The following is a 16,441-nucleotide window of genomic DNA, read 5'->3' as shown; positions in this document are numbered from 1 at the left end:
GCTGCAAAGATATCGGCAACCGCTAACCAGAACCGTTAGCCCTCAATTGCACACCCAACGAACTAATGGGAGATTAAGCCATGTGGACAGATGAGATTGTCGAAGAGATCCACCGAATTCGTGAAGGGTATGCCAAATCGTTCAATTATGATTTGGATGCGATCTTTGCAGATTTACGCAAAAAGGAAGCAGAAAGCGGCAGAGAAGTCGTGAATTTGTCACGAAAAAGCGGTCTAACAAGTCGTTGGAGCAGGCAGACAACAGATTTTGGTAGTGACGTAAAGGATATTAACTGCCGCTCAACTTAGTTGTTAGACCGCTCAAAGCATTGGTGCGATGTCGTCTTGAAAAGTGACGCTACGCACACTCGCTAATGGTAGCGGGGGTATTAACCTGTGATGGCGGATTAGTATTACTCTATAAGCTCGCCCATATTAAAATCTATTCTTATCCAACCTTTGAGTCTTCGTAAATTGTCGAGAATGAGTAAGGGAATCTGCCAGTGATGTACCATCAGAAAGGGTAAGGGATCGCTCACCTCAAACATTGCTTCTTTCCCCCGCCTGATGTTTCTTACCCAGGTTTGCAGTTGCTTAAAATTTCTAATCTCATTCAGCCGCCAAACTTCATGGTACAACCAATAGGTTGGCTTACTATCACCAAGAGGTTGCAAAGATTCAGCCAGAGAATCTTTACCAAGATAGGCATCCGCTACTCCTGGATGATTGTAAAACATAGTAATGGCGGAGTGAGTCCGGGGGTTACACTCAATCGCGTAAACAGTTCCGTCTTCTGCCTGGATGAAGTCAAAGGAAAGTTGCCCGGTTTTTCCTAGTTCTTTGGTAAAATGACTCGCCCATTGCATAATTTCTAGCTGATCAACATTTTCGTAGTTGACTTGAAAGGCAGATGACTCACAGCAGCAATACATTCGTGACTCTCCATCTCGCGCGGTAGTGTGAGTGCAGTATTCCTTTCCAGGAATGAATTCCTGCATAATCCAGGGATTCTCCTCACTGATGGGCAGACTATTGACAAATGCTGCTGTTTCTGCGTGTGTATCGCAAGGTAGCTTAGTGAGATTCAAGCGACGTATTTGATCGTAGGGGATGCTTTTAAGAATGTATTTACGCTTCTCTTGAGAAAAGTCGAAGTTGAGGACTTGTTCGGGATCGGTAATTTTGAAGGATTTGGGGACAGATAAACCGAACGATCGCGCTGTTTCGGCAAAGGCAAACTTGTCGTCCAGGCTCTTTGTGACATCAGCATCGAAGTGGAAAAATTCACAAAAGTCTGGTAATGGTGGCTTACCGCGATCGTAGTGGATGACGGAAAAAATCGCTACTGGGATAAAAAAGTCGATCTTTTCTGTTTTAGCGATCGCGTGTAGGGTTTCAACGTAGCCTTCTAAGTCTTTGCTTGGATCGGGAACGGTATAAAAACCTGCAACAGAGTTGGAATATTTGTTACCACTTGACCAGAATTTTTCAATATCAATTATAATAACCCGATGCCCAGCAGCATGAAATGAACGCGCTAGCTGAAGGGTTTTAGTCATTCTCGCACCAGCGATCAAGATATTTTTGGAATTCGGGTTAACAATAATTGGCTTACTGAATGGTTGCTTAAGAAAGTTCCACAGTAAGGAAGTTAAGACGACGACGCAGTTTAAGGGAAATGCGATCGCCAGTAATACAAGAGTACCCAAGTTTTGGAATACTACAAAAATATGCTTTCTCATAATTATAATTGTTGACATAATAGTGGAATCATTCGCTTTTCCTACTCCCTACCTACGCAAATAATTTCATAAATCAAATCGGATTGCTATATCATTTAGGGATTGCAGAGGTAAAGGTTTTATATTTTACATCTTCTCCAAACTGGATGAGTTTCCCGATGCAAAAATCAATCCTCACCCAGGTTTTTAAGGAGCGCAAACTATCGAGTAATAGTAAAGGAATATGCCAGTGATGTACCATTAAAAACGGTAGTGGATCGTTAACTTCAAAGATTGCATCTTTCCCTTGCCAAATATTTTTAACCCACTTCTGCAATTGCTTTAACGATCTAATTTCATTAAGTCTCCAAAGTTCATGATAAAGCCAATAAGTAGGCTTACTATCACTCAGGGGTTGCAGAGTTTCAATCGGAGGCTCTTTACTGAGATAGGCATCTGCTAAACCTGGATGGTTGTAATACATTGTAATTGCAGAGTGAGTCCGAGCGTTGCACTCGATCGCATAAACCGTCCCATCTTCCGCCTGAATGAAGTCAAAAGAGATTTGTCCAGTTAGTTGTAATTCTTTGACAAAATGACTCACCCACTCTTTAATTTTTGGGCGATCGACGTTTTCGTAATTGACTTGAAAAGCAGATGATTTGCAGCAGCAGTGTACTGTTAATTCACCATTTCTCACTGTACTGTGAGTACAGTATTCTGTTCCGGGAATAAACTCTTGTAATATCCAAGGGTTATCTTTACTAATTGGCTTACTTTTAACATGAAGCGCCATTTTTTCGTGAGACTCCATTGGTAGCTTCGTCAGATCCAAGCGTAAAACAGAGTCATAGACAATAGTTTTGAGAATATATTTGCGCTTTTCGTTGGCAAAATCGAATTTAAGTACTTGCTCTGAATCTGTAATTAGGAAGGTTTTCGGGACAGATAGCGAGAGCGATCGGGCAATTTCTGCAAAGGTAAACTTGTTATCAAGTAGCTTCATTGTATCAGCATCGAAGTGGAAATTCTCGCAACAGCTTGATAACACTGGTTTGCCCTCGGAGTCAAAGTAGCTGCCAGCGAAAATGCCTACCGGAACAAAAAAGTCTATGTTTTCTTTTTTAGCGATCGCACGCACGGCTTGAGTATAGCCTTCTAAATCTTCTTGCGAGTCAGGAACTGTATAAAAGCCAGCCACAGCGTTAGAAAATCGATAACCACTGAACCAGTATTTGTCAAGATCAAATAAAATGACTCGATGCCCAGCAGCGTGAAACGATCGCGCTAGCTGAAGGGTTTTGGTCATTCTACCACCACCGATCAAGATATTTTTGGGATTCTCGTTCAAAACCACTTGCTTGCTTAACGATCGCTTGAAAAAATTCCACGGCAGCAATATGAGTACGACGATGAAGTTGAAGGGAAATACGATCGCCAATAATCCAAGAGTGCCCAAGTTTTGGAACACTGCAAAAATCTGGTTTTTCATGGTTGTAATTATGACATCATACTGGAACCTATCAACCACTGAGGATTGTTTCATCTTCTGTTCATCGCCATATAGAGTAAGCGTTACATTTTACATTCGAGTTCTAAGTTGAAAATAGTTTAATTTGCATCCTCCAAAAAATAAATCTCTTGTGGGGTGGGCATCTTGCCCGCCCTAGCTGTGCAAATTAAATACACGACAGCTTATTACTTGCAGCTAGCGAAAACCTTGTGCTATTCCAATTCAAAAGAAAGCTAAAAAGGTGATTTGCCGTTCATCAAATCGTGCCCAACGCTTCATTGATTGCCGTCATAAATAACTCATTTAAAGGAATTCCCACTGCGTTCGCTGTAGAGGCAATCACCGCTTTGTGGTCAAAAATACAAAATAACCCGGCTTCTAAGAACCAAGGTTCTCCCTGTGGGTCGATTCGGAAGTCAAATAAACTATAATGACGACAGCCCAAAGCCAAATGACACTTCTTAACTTCTTGCTGAACCTTTAGGGCGATGGGGTCATTAATATCTACAATCCAACCTGGGACATAATTTTTAGCAGTTGAAGCTAAGTCGCCCTCGATTGGTATTTTGAATTTGTCAGTATAGCTGCGGATGGGTCTGTTTTGGGGATCTATCTGATACTCTTCAGGGGGTAAACTGATTAGCTCCCCATCTTTGACAATAGTGCCGCATCTGACTTCTCGACCGGCTTCAATGAATGTTTCTACAATCACTTCATCTGCAAATTCAAATGCTTTCTTCAAGGCAGCATCATACTCACTCTTTTCTCTGACTAAGGACACCCCTAAAGAGTTGTCAGCATTTGCAGGTTTAATGACTACTGGAGGTGTAATTGTCGGAACGTCTCCTTGGCGAAGCAGTTCTCCACGAGGTACTTTCACCCCTGCGGCTGCGACAATTGCTTTAGTTTTGGCTTTGTGGGCCGTTATTGCCATGACATCTGGAGTATTACCTATGTAAGGGATCTTAAGTAGGTCGAATAGGGCGCGGTAATGCGTCATTCCAGGGATACAAAACATTTGTGGCAACATAAGGTCAATGTTTTGCGCTGTTATAAACTGTATCGCATCTAACAGCGTCATCGGTTTGGCGACAGCTATATCTTCAGGACTGAGAGAGGAAGGAAATCGCCACTGGCGATCGGGTGTGATGTATGCAATCAGAAAGTCATAGAGCGATGGATTTGCTGTAGCTAGCAGACAGCTTTGGGCGTAATTGCGTGACAACTCACAGTAAAAATCATTGTATGCAGATCCAACTAAATGAAGGATACGAAGTACTGGCATGATTCATCCTCCATTGATTTTGCCATAAGTCTTTGAAAGTAGGGAAAGATCAGGGAGCAGGGGAGGCAGGGAGAGAAAGAATTGTCCCCTTGTCCCCTTGCTTTTATCCTGCGATTACGCCACTCGTCTAATCAGAGTTATACCATCTCGGATGGGTAACAGAACTTGCTCTACACGAGGATCGGCGGCAACAGCACGATTGAATTGTGCGATCGCTTCACCATTGGCGGTGCGTTGTTCTGGTGGTAGGTAAACCTGTCCCTGCAACAAAGTGTTATCCACGCAGATTAACCCGTCAGGAGCTAGCAAGTCACTATCTAAGATAGTCTGGAAGTACTCTACATACTCCTTTTTATCGGCATCAATGAAGATTAAATCAAATGATTCTTTTCTTACTGCCAGCTTGTGGAGTGTCTCTAAAGCGGGTGCTACTTCCACAACGATTTTATTGCCGTGTGCAGATTCACTAAAACAAGCTTGAGCAAATTGGGCTACATAGGAGTCAACTTCACAACCGATGAGTTGCCCATCGCTTGGTAGTGCCTCTGCCATTGCCAAGGCTGAATATCCTGTAAACATCCCTACTTCTAGGATGCGCTTTGCTTTAGTCATGTGAACAAACATTTTCAATGTCTGTCCTTCCAGATGCCCTGAGAGCATTTCTTGTTCTAATTGACGCACTGTTTCACCATCGCTGAAACGTTTACTCCAGTCTTCTTTACTGGTTCTTTGCGCCAATGCTGTCAAGGCACTCGATTCTGGAGTGGTGTAATCATCCAAATAGGGATCTAAACCCGCCGCCAATTCAACTCCTTGACGCAGAGAATCTAATATCTCTATGGGAATATTGTTCTCTTCTGCTAATTTCAGGGTTTGCTGTAGCTGCGCTACTAAAATACTGTGTGGCGTTATTGGCCTAGCTGTTTCTCGTCCTAAAACACTTGTCATGTCTTCACACCCCCAAGAGTTGAGCTTCTTGACTTTCGATGTAGGCATCAACGCCTTCACCGCCACGAGGGTATTTAGCACAAAGACGTTTATGTTCAGCTACGGCAGCATCAAGTTCTTCACGAGTCAAATCGTTGACAAAGAAGCACTCACCAATAGGCCGAGGCATAGCTGCGCGTTGTTTGCCGTCTCGTGTCAAGCTTATAGACTCGGTAGCATCCCACAATAAATCCCCATCTAGTAGAGGATGATCTAGTGATAGACCGATGCGACTCATTAAGTCTAGAATGCGATCGCGCTCTTCTGTTGGAATATAGCCTCGTTGTCCTGCTATGGTTGCAGATAAAGCCATATCTATATTGACAGCGTGACCATGATATAGAGGTACGTGGGGCGCTAACTCTAAAGTAGGACTCCAAGTATGTCCGTAGGCTATGACGCGATCGAGGTCGATTTCATGCAAGTTTGGAGTCTCTAACTCCAGCATGGTTTTGATTGCTTCGTAGTTGAGTTTATGAGCAATCTCTTTAAGTTCCGGTGTCCCATTCACCTGTCCAAAGTGGGTGGAAAGTAGTTCTTCGCCATGTTCGTATAGCATTTCAAACACTTGCGAGTTAGAAACTACAGCAATTTTTACTAACTCTGCCATCCCATTACGAACTTGAGCCGTTGGTAAGGTTTTCAAAAATGAGAAATCGAGGATAACTTTCAAAGGTGCATGATATGCTCCCAAGCGATTTTTTAACTTGCGATGATTAACTGCTACCTTAATCGCTACACCTGCATCGATTAAACCAATTAACGTTGTCGGAACACGAATGAAGTTACTCTTGCGACGATAAGCAGCGCAAGCAAAGCCAGCTACATCAGTAATTAGACCACCACCAACGACTAAGACCGGTTCCTTACGAACTAAGCCAAAGTCGGAGAAAGCGTCAACAATTTTCTCAAAACTTTCAAGGGTTTTATCTGGCTCTGTAATGATGATGGGAAATACTGTCAGATCAATGTCATAGTGCCTAAAATATGACTTGATCTGCTTTCCATAAAGTTCATAAACATTGGCATCAATTACAGTCAGACAGCGACCAAATTTAGCATAGCTATCTGCTATTTCTGTATTTTTAATGTCAAATGCACCGTTCACATACACAAGACTAAAATCGATTTTTTCGTACCCTTCCACGTGAAATGCAGTTTCTGTAGCTTCAAAGGATGCTTGAACCTTATTCATGTCTGTTGACCTTGTATTGCAAAAAGTTGGGATATTTCGGTAATAATTGCGATTTACCCTAATGCACGCCAGCAACAAGTTATGCTCTTCATCTTTTTAGATTAAAGGCACGACAAAACTAGCTTTCAATAAGAAGCTAATATTTATTGCTGACTGGCAATGTTATTAAAAAACACCATTCACTTTGAGTAAATTCTGTAGGTGGGTTAACCTTTAATTCGGCATAACCTCAAACTAATCAACTAGTCCCACTCGCAATATATTGGCATAATATTTGCCTATTTCTTTCAGGATTGTTGATTTTAAATTTGTGGAATTCATCTTAATTAAGATTTATTCCACTACGTTTAACTCTAACGGCTTTCCAACTGTACGATTCCGCAAAACTTCTACCCTAGAAAACTGCTCGTATCGTTGATCTCCAAACTTCAATTTGAGATTAGAACCCTGATTAATCGTTAGTTCGCTGTTTTTTAGCATTAGTCTCAAACCTCATATCACTAAACTGTCTACATTCTATTTAGTTCAGAATGACAGTAGAATTCCTCTTGCGTTCAGTCAACTTAATGCTCGGTACTAAACATACTTACCTCAGTAACTCTCGAAAATTCAGAATTTAAATATATCTGAGTTACTTTTAACAAAACTTTAACTTTATTAAGGAACGGTTGTATGTTAAAAAATCTCTAAGTTTGCTTAAATTGGCTTTTTAGTTCTAAAATTAGGTTATTTTAGCTTAAACCAGCAAATAGTTTACTGGTTGATAACTTAAAAGCACAACACAAATCATAACATTAAAGCTATAAGAATAATAACATATGTAAATAGATTTAAGTCAATCAACCATCTTAAGTGTACTGAGCAACCAGTATTTTCAATAAAGTATGTCTAAATAAATCAGTGACACGGCGTAGATCATGGGTGTCAACTTAACGTGAAACCCATATAAAAACTGAATATTGAGTTCACTCACCACTCACCACTCATCACGATCCGCTTTACCCCACCCTAACCCTCCCCTTATAAAGGGGAGGGAACCGGATTTCCTGTTTCCCCACTTTATAAGGGGGGATTAAGGAGGGGGGAAAACGGCTGTGGGACAAAGCTTTGAGCTTAAGTTGACAGCAGTGGGCGTAGATAAGATATATTTTTTACCGAAAGTCTTAGGATGCTTAGTTGATCGGTGTTAATTTTTTTTCTAGGTCAAATAAGAAGCCGTGGATATACTCTTCAGTCCATTCGGCACCATAGAAGCGTTTGAACATTCCTCGTGCTGGGTCTTTTTCAGCCCGATATCGTAGGTATCGCAGTTGGGCTTGTTCAATGGCTACTAAATTTTGAGAATCTGTTACAGCTTCCGCTTCATCCACGAAATCCAGATAAGCTTTTAAATAGTCTTGGAAAGCGGCAAATACTTGAGTTTCCACTACAGCCGTTTCTTGGGGACGAGTCCACAGGAAAGCGGGAGAGAAAAATGGCTGTGCTTCTTCAGGGAAATCTCCTCCCCAAGATAGATGCTGTTGATGAGTATGGAAAATGGGTAGAATTGGTTCTGTATATTTTGCCTGATATTCTAGATCGTCCCGAAATAGGGGCTGCATATCTAAAGCAATTAGGTGTCCTCCTGGCAATGTCACCAAATCCGCCCCAAAAAAGGGTAAATCGTAGTTGAGGCGGGGGAAAATCACAAAATTCAGTACTTGCAGCGAATTACCACCCTGGACATGAGCGGCACGAATTTGCCGTAATTTTCCGGTTTGAAAGGCGTAACTTGTGGTGACAACCTCTTCCTGATTTTTGCCCTTGCCCACAACAGCGCTTTTAAATTCAAACCCAGTCGGAATCGGGTAGGGTTGTAAGTCTAAGCGCGATCGCATGTAGGCGATCGCATAATCCAGAAATGGCTGATATAGTGTCACGTCGCTTCGCTCCAAAACTAGAAAAAGTGAGTGCTGAGTTAGGAGTTATTAAGAGATTCTTCCCAATTCCCAATGCCCAATGCCCAATGCCCAATGCCCAATCGATTATCTTTTACTGCCACTAACTGCCAGGGGAACAGCATCTTCAAATAAGAACTCATGGAGAAAGCGCTCTGACCATTCATGACCAAAGTAACTGCTAAACAGACCTGATGCTGGATCGCGGTCTGCACTATATTGGTCATAGTCTTTTTGAGCTTTAACAATCCGTTGGATATCTTCAGGATCGTAGAGTGGTTTTGCATCTGCTAGCATTTGCCAATACAAGTTTAAATAATCTTGAAAAGCTTCAAAGACTCGCGTTGCAACTGTTTCAGGGTCTGTTTTGGCAAACAAGAGGTACTTAGAAAAATACTGGTTGGCATCGTAAAACTTCATTTCTAAATTTTGTGCCAAATCCGGGTATTTATTATGGAGATATTTTAGCGGAGTTATATATTTGTTTTGATAATCTTCATCCTGAAACAAAGGCTGAAAGTCAAGCACAATCAGATTTTTGACTTTGCCAAAGGATAAAAAATCAATCCCTAGCAGGGGTAAATCGTAGTGATGACTGGGATAAATCACGCTGTTAAAAATTTGGGCGCTTTCTCCGGCATCAATATAGGTATAGCGAATTTTCCGCAACTCTTGAGATTGGTAACACCAACTCTGAATGGTTGCAGGGTTTCTGCCGCGATCGCTAACTTTGAATTCCAAACCAGGGGGAATGACCCTACTTTGTAAATCAAAGCGCTGAAATAGCTCTTTTTCTAAAAATTCCAGGAAAGGCTTATACATGGAACATGATTTGTTAACCCTTGCATGAAAATAAATGATGACAATCATGCACGTCTCATTTATGAGAAACAAAGCAACATTCCTTAATGGGGAATTGGGAATTGGGAATTGGGAATTGGGAATTGGGCATTGAGGATGAGCTATTTTCCTTGTCCCCCTCATCTCCCTATTCCCTATTCCCTACCTAGCATGATTCAGACTGAGCATTTGCTCTAGCAGTTCTTGGGAAACACAGCGACGCTCAGAACAATAAGTCATTAAGTTGACACCGTTCATCATTCGCACGGTACTAACTCTGACACGAAAATCATCTGTAACAAACCAACAACGCTCTTGACCTTGGTTATTGTCATAGTCAGTATCAATAGTCAGCACTCCATCATTGGCAAACTGATACCGACTCACGACGGGAATGCTTTCAACATAGCCTTGGTTGCGGATCAGTTTTCCAAAACGCCTCGTTTGGTCGGGAACATCAACCAAAATTGCAGCATTATCGCTATTAGGTAGCCTGGTATCTAGGTTAGCCTGCCATGCAAAGCTAGCACCACCTGTTGCTTTAGTAGGATCTATCCCCTGAGCTTTACAGACTTCCTGGACTTTCGGATCGTCCTTTTCCATGACTTTAATAATCAAATTCGACTGCCCCGATTCATCCGCCGCGGAGTCAAAATGATGAACGGAGCGTTCTGTAAACCATGTCCCCTCACTTTTACGGAAGAAGTCGATCATTGACAAGGGTGGTGTTATATGCATCTGTTTTAAAACCTCTTTTATCAAATTTTGGCGTTCTTGAATACTGATTAATTAAGATGAAGTCCCAATTTCGCTAAAGTGTAGGATAACTCCAAAAGTTATATTTTTATCAACTGATGACAAATAGTGAAACTCAACTTATTACTAGCGATGCCTACGGCAACGGCTTTGCCGAACGCCCCAGTCCGACTCCAGAAATATTAACAGCCTTGAAAGCTGGAACCCCTATAGATTGGGCCGATTTGTATCAATTCAATCTCAGAGAAGTTGATTTACAACAAGCTAACTTGAATAAAGCCAAGCTAGTAGGAACTGACCTGAGTGGGCTAGTCTTGACTAATGCCGATTTGAGTGGGGCTGATTTGCGAGGCGCTAATCTGCAAGGAGCCGATTTGAGTCGGGCTAATTTGCAGGGAGCCTATTTAAACCGTGCTAACCTCCAACAAGCAAATCTCAGTGGCGCAAATTTGGATGAAGCCAAACTGCAAGTAGCACGTTATGATACACAAACGAAATGGCCCCAAGAATATAACTACAAAGCTTCAGGAGCGGTAGGGCCGGGTGCTAATCTCAATGGTGCTTTTCTGAATACAGCTTCTTTACGAAATGCAGATTTACAAGGTGCTAATCTGCGTGGAGCCTACCTGAGTGGTGCTGATTTGACAGGAGCAAATTTACAAGGTGCAGCTTTAAGTGGCGCTGACTTGACGAAAGCTTATTTGACTGGGGCTTGCTTGCGGAATGCTCGATTGACTGGAGCCGATTTGCGGGATGCAGACCTGCGAGCAACTGACCTCCACGATGTAGAGATGGAACATCTTCAAAGCATCGCTGGGGCAGATTTTACTTTAGCCCAAGGACTCACAGAAGCAACTAAGGCTATGCTTAAAAGCCGTCCATATTCAGAACTCGACGTTTGGAACGCCTACACTCGTAAAACAACTCGTGACAGTTTGAGTGCTTCACCAATTGAGTCCTGATTTTTGAGTTTCAAAAGTAATTGCTAGGCACTCAGCACTTTTAACTCAGCAATCTTTATACTGGCTTCCAGTTCTTTTTTAGAAGCGCTAAAAATGTAGCGTATCCTTCTGAAAAACCCGGCGGATCGGGTAGAACATAGTGGGGAAATTCTTTATACGATCGCCAAGGTTCCGAAGCATTATGCCGCAAATGTAAAGCACATTCTGAGGAACCTGGTAGTCGCCAAGTCATTTGACCAGTTTGTATATCAGTCACAAATGCCTCCTCATCTTGAAAAAGTTGATCTTTTCTTCCAGATTTTGGCAGATTACCCGGATATTTTGGTCAATTTTAAGGTAAAATAATATATGGGCTATTTTTCAAATAAGTTTTATCACAATATTCCCCACAAACTCAAATCGCTATTGTGGCAATAAGTCTTCTAAAGCCGCTCCGACAACTCGGTGATCCTCATCTTGTCTGAGTTGATTCAAGGCTGCTTTTGATTGTGGCTCGTCAAAGCGTTTGAGGGCATAGCTAACTCGCACGCGCATTCGACAAGATTCATTATTCACTAAGGTTAGTATTTGGGATAGTGCAGCACTGTGTTGGCTCGAATTAGCTAGCAAGCCCAGTCCATCAACAGAAGATTCCTGAACTGTGAAATCTTCATCTTTTAAACCTTGAACGCATATATCAAATAGTTCTTCAGGGCAATCCATTTCGGCGATCGCAGCTAAAATGCTCCGCTTAACTAGCCAGTGGTCATCCTGATAAAATGCCAGAACTAGATGAGAAACTGCGACTCTGCCAAATAGCGATAACGAATTTGCCGCCTCAGCTCGCACATTCGGGGTATCGTCAAATTTCATAATTTGCATCAAAGCAGCAAAAGATTCTGCTGATGGTTGATTACCCAAACCCCTGGCTACAAAAGAACGCACCAAAAATTCTGAGTCATGAAGTTTACTTGTTAGCAGAGGAACTGCAACTTCTGATTCATAATCATTGAGGGCTGCGATCGCCTTTAAACGATTGTGAAAATCTGGGTTCTTCAGTTCAGTTTGGATTTGATGGATTTCCATAGATGCATTTGGTAGAGGTATTCTTTACTTTATTTTACAGATGCTAAGAAATGGCGATCGCATTTGGGAAGATTTAATCTAAGGGAATTGGGCATTGGGCATTGGGCATGGGGCATGGGGGAAAGACTTACTACAACTTCTCCTCTGTTCCCCACTCAATTCTCAATTCCCAATTCTCAATTCCCAATTCCCAATTCCCAATTCTCAATTTCCAATTCCCAATTCCCAATTCCCTAAATTAATGACTCAATTAAGCGAAACCGCCAAAGAATTAATAGCCAAAGCGAGAATTATCAGCTTTGCTGAGTGGGAACAGTCCCATTCAACAGCAGCGATCGCCATATTCCAAGCTGCGGATGATGCTTTCCGCTATCTGAGTGACGAAGATTTATTGCAGATTACAACCTTGTCACCAGATAATTCTGAGTTGATTCCTGTTGCTGTATTGTTACGCGATCGCGCCGCCGAAATCGTTGATGAAGCTAGAGAGCAGGTTTTAGCAACCTATCCTGAAATTATTCAGCCTGGTGGTGGACTTTATCCGCCTGAACGCGCCCAAGCTTGCTGGCGCGATTTTTGGCATTTTCTTCGCTGTATTACTTATGGCATAGCAGGTGGACACGCTGAGTATACCAATCCTACAGGACTGCACTATATGAACTTGCTTTATCAGGAGTTACACGTTCCACTAGATGCAATGCTATTAGGCTTAAAAAGCATCAAGGCTGCTAGTTTGAAGCGGTGTCCAGCCAATCAGCAGGAAACTCTTGCTTTCTATTTTGACCATTTAATCAGCCAACTGGCTACTTTCCAAACTCGATAAGGTTTGTCGTAAGCCACTTAATACGCTCACTAAAAGCCAACTTAATTAAGTTTATATTACGTAACATAGCTTGATTTATTCTTGCCCACTTACCAAGATAAACTTCATGACTCAGTACGATTAATACTTTTGCTCAAGGGAAAACAGCAATATCATCACCTGTATCTCAATAGCAAATCAAATACTAAAAACAAGCTGAAATTTCTCTAAAGTATTATTTTACTTAACAAATTTTAACAAATATGGTTTCAGCATCGTATCAGAATACATAAAGGCATTAACGATGTAAAAACTGAAATCATCAAGACCAATAAAGATTTAAAGTCTCCATGGCCACTCCTTGAGTCATAACGATGTAAAGTTTTTTAACATCTGCTGAATATCCTTCTCATAAAATTTAGTTGTTAACTGGGAGATAGTGTGAATGGCTTTTGGACAATTCTGCCGTCAGTTGTCATATACGAACACATTTAACGCACTTTAAAAAACTAAAATTTTACAAATGCTAGTCAGTAGCAAAAATAACTGACAACTGAGGCGAAAATCTACCTCCATAAAGGGTAGGATGCTCGAAAATTTCATTTAATTCACGTTTTTAAGGAGATACTTAAATGTCACTTTGGGTTATTGATTCACCTAATGTTGAACTACGTCCTAATACCAGCGAAAGCGAATTACAAACACTGATTCGGGCAGTTTACAAACAGGTTTTGGGTAATGCTCACTTACTAGAGAGCGATCGCCTAGCCTCTGCTGAATCGCAATTACGCGATCGCAAAATCAGCGTCCGTGAGTTCGTCAACACCGTTGCGAAATCAGAACTCTATCAATCCCTGTTTTTCAGTTCTTCTTCCCAGTATCGGTTCATTGAACTGAACTTCAAACACCTGCTAGGCCGTCCACCTGCCGATCAAGCAGAAATTGCCGAACACGTCCGCATCTACAACGAACAAGGCTACGATGCTGAGATCGACTCCTATATTGATAGCCAAGAGTATCAGCAAAATTTTGGCGAGAATATTGTCCCTTATCCTCGCAGCAATAGCTCTCAAGTAGGGATTAAGAATGTTACCTTTAACCGCACCTTTACTTTATCGAGAGGAGTAGCTACCAGCGATAGCAGTCGCAAAGCCAAGCTGATCGGTGACATAGGTGCAAACTTACCCACATCCATCAAAGCGCCTGCTGCTGGTTCTAGTGTAAGCAGCACCAGCAAACGCTTCTTGATTAAAGCAGTGAAAGGTTCGGCTAATCTGCGTACTCGTCTGGGCAACCTTGAATATATAGTTAACTACAATCAACTGTCTGGACAAATGCAAAACATTCATAGAACAGGCGGCAAAATTATCAGTATTACTGAAGTTGCTTAAGTAGGTGAGTGGGGAGTAGGGAGTAGGGAGTGGGAAGATGAGGGGGATGGGCAAAATTCTTCCAACTCCTAACTATTCACTTCTAACTCTTGACTCCTAACTCCCAACTCCTCCCTAGAATAGTAGAATAACTTTTTAGCCAAAATATCTCTTGGATTGTAAGCTACTTTTTAAAATCACTTTTCTAATGGAAATTACTGAATTTTTTGAACTTTCAATTGGACGATGGCGATCGCAGCGTAGTGGTCATCATTTAGCATTCGCCCATTTTGAACAAGTACTGTCTAACATTGACATTGAGCCTTTATCCAACGACGATCCGGGTGTACTAGCAATCTGTCAATTGTATAACATTGACCCCAGCAGTATCACCCATCCCTTTCGGATGACTTGGGAGGGTGAGTCAGACTGGGACGATAAACCAATCTCTGGTAGTACCGTATTAGTACCAATTCCAGATAGAGAAAATCCTTCTAGAGGCAAACTCTTACGTGACAAAGGGTATGCCGAAACAATCCCGGCAGTGGCTAAATATCATTTAAGTGACGATGGTATTTTTACCCTGCTAACAGAGTATGAACTTGCTGCTGCTGAAGAACGAATTTGGTTTGCTACCCCAAACCTGCGATTTCGGGTAGCGACAATTAAAACCAGTGATGGTAAAGGCGTGACAACAGCTTCCTTTTCTTCAGAGATTCGCTCTTTGTCTAGTTCAACCAATTAACAATATCAAGTTACAACATAGAAGTAATCATCTAGTTTTGTCACTACTGAGGTTGAAGATGACAATAGCGCCCAGTGAATCTAGCACCAAGGCTAGCGATTTACTCACCTTAGCCTGTTGGATGGCAGGAGATTTTAGCAACTACAAGCAATCTTTTGCCAATCCCCAACTTTACGCCCACATTCACATTTTTTTTCGTCCTTTACCGATTGAATTTTTTTCTGCCATCGGTTTTTATTCAGAACAAGCTTATGATCACGATTTATGGACACCCTATCGCCAGGGAGTACATAGATTAGTGGATTGTGGCGATCGCATTTACATCGAAAATTATAGCCTGAAAGACCAGATGCTTTATGCAGGTGCTGCTCGTGAATTAGATATCCTCAAAACCATCACCCCAGAGTGTATCGAACGGCGTTATAACTGTTCAATGGTTTTCCAACGAGAGGGTGAAATGTTTCGGGGTAGCGTGGAACCTGGTAATCAATGTCTGATTAACCGTAATGGATGTCAGACATATCTGGTTAGCGAAGTAGAAATAACCGAGCATACTTGGATAAGTCTAGATAAAGGTATAGATATTGAAACTCATAAGCAAATATGGGGTTCAACTGCTGGGCCTTTGCAGTTTGAAAAACGGGAAAGTTTTGCTGATGAATTACTTGCAGTGAGAGCATTATGTTGATTCAGCTTGAACCTGTCAAATATAAAATGTTGCCTCCACAGGCTGAAAAAAAGATGCGTTGCTGGATTCGCAGCCGCCACTTAATTTGTTCGGGTAACTTTTTTATATTCGAGACATTAGAGTATACAACGATTGAGAGATTTTCTGAATGTGTTGCTTCTTTAGGAGGAACTGTAATATCCGTTGACCCCATTAATAAAATCTGGATGGGCGATCATCGTCAAGTAATTTTATATCAGGCAAAAGCTAGTTTACATACCCCGCATCATACTTTGAAACAATACTGGATAAAATATGGTGGTTTCTACACTAGATTTGATGAGCGGGCTTGAGAGTTAATATACTGCGGACATCCTTTTGACATTTTGAATTTTAAATACTCCTTAAGGGGGTTGACGGCTAATTGTTAATGTTTAATTGCTAATTGTTCACGATAATTAGCTGTTACTGATTAACAGTTAGCCGTCTAAGTTTGTTAGAAAATGTAACTAAAAAAGTCCCCAAAACTTGATAAATTAATCTTGACTGTAAAAAGAATTAAAATTTCAGGGATTATACCATTTTGGATTGAAAATT

The 16,441-nt window shown here is 41.5% G+C and carries 19 protein-coding genes; 8 read left to right on the top strand and 11 right to left on the bottom strand.

Translation table 11 applies throughout. The features are described 5' to 3' along the window. Nucleotides 1-80 precede the first annotated feature (80 nt). Nucleotides 81-308, top strand: a complete 228-nt coding sequence (locus tag V7K98_RS08740) for a hypothetical protein (protein WP_335020782.1) — start codon at nt 81-83, stop codon at nt 306-308. Nucleotides 309-412: 104 nt separating this feature from the next. On the opposite strand, the gene V7K98_RS08735 is transcribed toward V7K98_RS08740, so the two are convergent. The 7 genes from V7K98_RS08735 to V7K98_RS08705 all read right to left on the bottom strand — a co-directional run bounded on the left by V7K98_RS08735 (nt 413) and on the right by V7K98_RS08705 (nt 8,619). Then, nucleotides 413-1,741, bottom strand: coding sequence for an ATP-grasp domain-containing protein (locus V7K98_RS08735; protein WP_335020780.1), 1,329 nt, complete (start codon nt 1,739-1,741; stop codon nt 413-415). A gap of 91 nt (nt 1,742-1,832) precedes the next feature. Continuing rightward, complete coding sequence (locus tag V7K98_RS08730) at nt 1,833-3,266, bottom strand: ATP-grasp enzyme (protein ID WP_442940405.1); 1,434 nt, start codon at nt 3,264-3,266, stop codon at nt 1,833-1,835. Between the two features lie 223 nt (nt 3,267-3,489). After that, nucleotides 3,490-4,518, bottom strand: a complete 1,029-nt coding sequence (locus tag V7K98_RS08725) for a D-alanine--D-alanine ligase family protein (RefSeq protein ID WP_335020778.1) — start codon at nt 4,516-4,518, stop codon at nt 3,490-3,492. A gap of 114 nt (nt 4,519-4,632) precedes the next feature. Continuing rightward, nucleotides 4,633-5,466 (bottom strand): O-methyltransferase, encoded by an 834-nt coding sequence (locus tag V7K98_RS08720; protein WP_335020776.1) that lies wholly within the window; start codon nt 5,464-5,466, stop codon nt 4,633-4,635. A 4-nt stretch (nt 5,467-5,470) separates the two neighbouring features. Then, the gene (locus V7K98_RS08715) at nt 5,471-6,700 is read right to left on the bottom strand and encodes a sedoheptulose 7-phosphate cyclase (protein WP_335020774.1); all 1,230 of its coding nucleotides are present in this window, start codon (nt 6,698-6,700) and stop codon (nt 5,471-5,473) included. 333 nt (nt 6,701-7,033) lie between these two features. Beyond that, on the bottom strand, nt 7,034-7,180 hold the full coding sequence (locus V7K98_RS08710; protein WP_335020773.1) for a hypothetical protein: 147 nt from the start codon (nt 7,178-7,180) through the stop codon (nt 7,034-7,036). Between the two features lie 692 nt (nt 7,181-7,872). Then, on the bottom strand, nt 7,873-8,619 hold the full coding sequence (locus V7K98_RS08705) for a phycoerythrobilin:ferredoxin oxidoreductase (protein ID WP_335020771.1): 747 nt from the start codon (nt 8,617-8,619) through the stop codon (nt 7,873-7,875). Between V7K98_RS08705 and V7K98_RS08700 the strand changes: the two genes are divergently transcribed. Then, a complete protein-coding gene (locus V7K98_RS08700) occupies nt 8,601-8,744 on the top strand; it encodes a hypothetical protein (protein ID WP_335020769.1) in 144 nt (47 codons plus the stop codon). The genes V7K98_RS08705 and V7K98_RS08700 overlap by 19 nt on opposite strands. Here V7K98_RS08700 and V7K98_RS08695 read toward each other — a convergent pair. After that, entirely contained in the window at nt 8,725-9,459 is a 735-nt protein-coding gene (locus V7K98_RS08695) for a 15,16-dihydrobiliverdin:ferredoxin oxidoreductase (RefSeq protein WP_335021085.1), read from the bottom strand. The genes V7K98_RS08700 and V7K98_RS08695 overlap by 20 nt on opposite strands. A 180-nt stretch (nt 9,460-9,639) precedes the next feature. After that, complete coding sequence (locus V7K98_RS08690) at nt 9,640-10,215, bottom strand: phycobiliprotein lyase (protein ID WP_335020767.1); 576 nt, start codon at nt 10,213-10,215, stop codon at nt 9,640-9,642. A 116-nt stretch (nt 10,216-10,331) separates the two neighbouring features. On the opposite strand from V7K98_RS08690, the gene V7K98_RS08685 reads away from it, so the two are divergent. Continuing rightward, nucleotides 10,332-11,195 carry a pentapeptide repeat-containing protein gene (locus V7K98_RS08685; RefSeq protein WP_335020765.1) on the top strand — a complete coding sequence of 288 codons (864 nt, stop codon included), beginning with the start codon at nt 10,332-10,334 and terminating at the stop codon, nt 11,193-11,195. A 55-nt stretch (nt 11,196-11,250) separates the two neighbouring features. On the opposite strand, the gene V7K98_RS08680 is transcribed toward V7K98_RS08685, so the two are convergent. Together V7K98_RS08680 and V7K98_RS08675 are read right to left on the bottom strand one after the other, a co-directional pair. After that, nucleotides 11,251-11,451: a hypothetical protein gene (locus V7K98_RS08680; protein ID WP_335020763.1), complete on the bottom strand. Its 201-nt coding sequence runs from the start codon at nt 11,449-11,451 to the stop codon at nt 11,251-11,253. A gap of 146 nt (nt 11,452-11,597) precedes the next feature. Next, on the bottom strand, nt 11,598-12,260 hold the full coding sequence (locus V7K98_RS08675; protein ID WP_335020761.1) for a HEAT repeat domain-containing protein: 663 nt from the start codon (nt 12,258-12,260) through the stop codon (nt 11,598-11,600). Nucleotides 12,261-12,354: 94 nt separating this feature from the next. On the opposite strand from V7K98_RS08675, the gene V7K98_RS08670 reads away from it, so the two are divergent. The 5 genes from V7K98_RS08670 (at nt 12,355) to V7K98_RS08650 (ending at nt 16,197) form a co-directional block, all read left to right on the top strand. After that, nucleotides 12,355-13,083 carry a phycobilisome protein gene (locus V7K98_RS08670; RefSeq protein WP_335020759.1) on the top strand — a complete coding sequence of 243 codons (729 nt, stop codon included), beginning with the start codon at nt 12,355-12,357 and terminating at the stop codon, nt 13,081-13,083. A 611-nt stretch (nt 13,084-13,694) separates the two neighbouring features. Beyond that, nucleotides 13,695-14,453 (top strand): phycobilisome rod-core linker polypeptide, encoded by a 759-nt coding sequence (locus V7K98_RS08665; protein ID WP_335020757.1) that lies wholly within the window; start codon nt 13,695-13,697, stop codon nt 14,451-14,453. Nucleotides 14,454-14,640: 187 nt separating this feature from the next. Continuing rightward, nucleotides 14,641-15,177 (top strand): phycobiliprotein lyase, encoded by a 537-nt coding sequence (locus tag V7K98_RS08660; RefSeq protein ID WP_335020755.1) that lies wholly within the window; start codon nt 14,641-14,643, stop codon nt 15,175-15,177. 58 nt (nt 15,178-15,235) lie between these two features. Next, entirely contained in the window at nt 15,236-15,865 is a 630-nt protein-coding gene (locus V7K98_RS08655) for a chromophore lyase CpcT/CpeT (RefSeq protein ID WP_335020753.1), read from the top strand. Beyond that, nucleotides 15,859-16,197, top strand: coding sequence for a CpeR family transcriptional regulator (locus tag V7K98_RS08650; RefSeq protein ID WP_335020751.1), 339 nt, complete (start codon nt 15,859-15,861; stop codon nt 16,195-16,197). Before V7K98_RS08655 ends, V7K98_RS08650 begins: the two co-directional genes overlap by 7 nt. The last annotated feature ends 244 nt before the right edge of the window (nt 16,198-16,441 follow it).

This window comes from Nostoc sp. (assembly GCF_036917435.1).
GTDB lineage: Bacteria > Cyanobacteriota > Cyanobacteriia > Cyanobacteriales > Nostocaceae > Nostoc.
The sequence above is the reverse complement of the archived record's forward strand: the minus strand, read 5'-3'. Positions and strand labels throughout refer to the sequence as shown.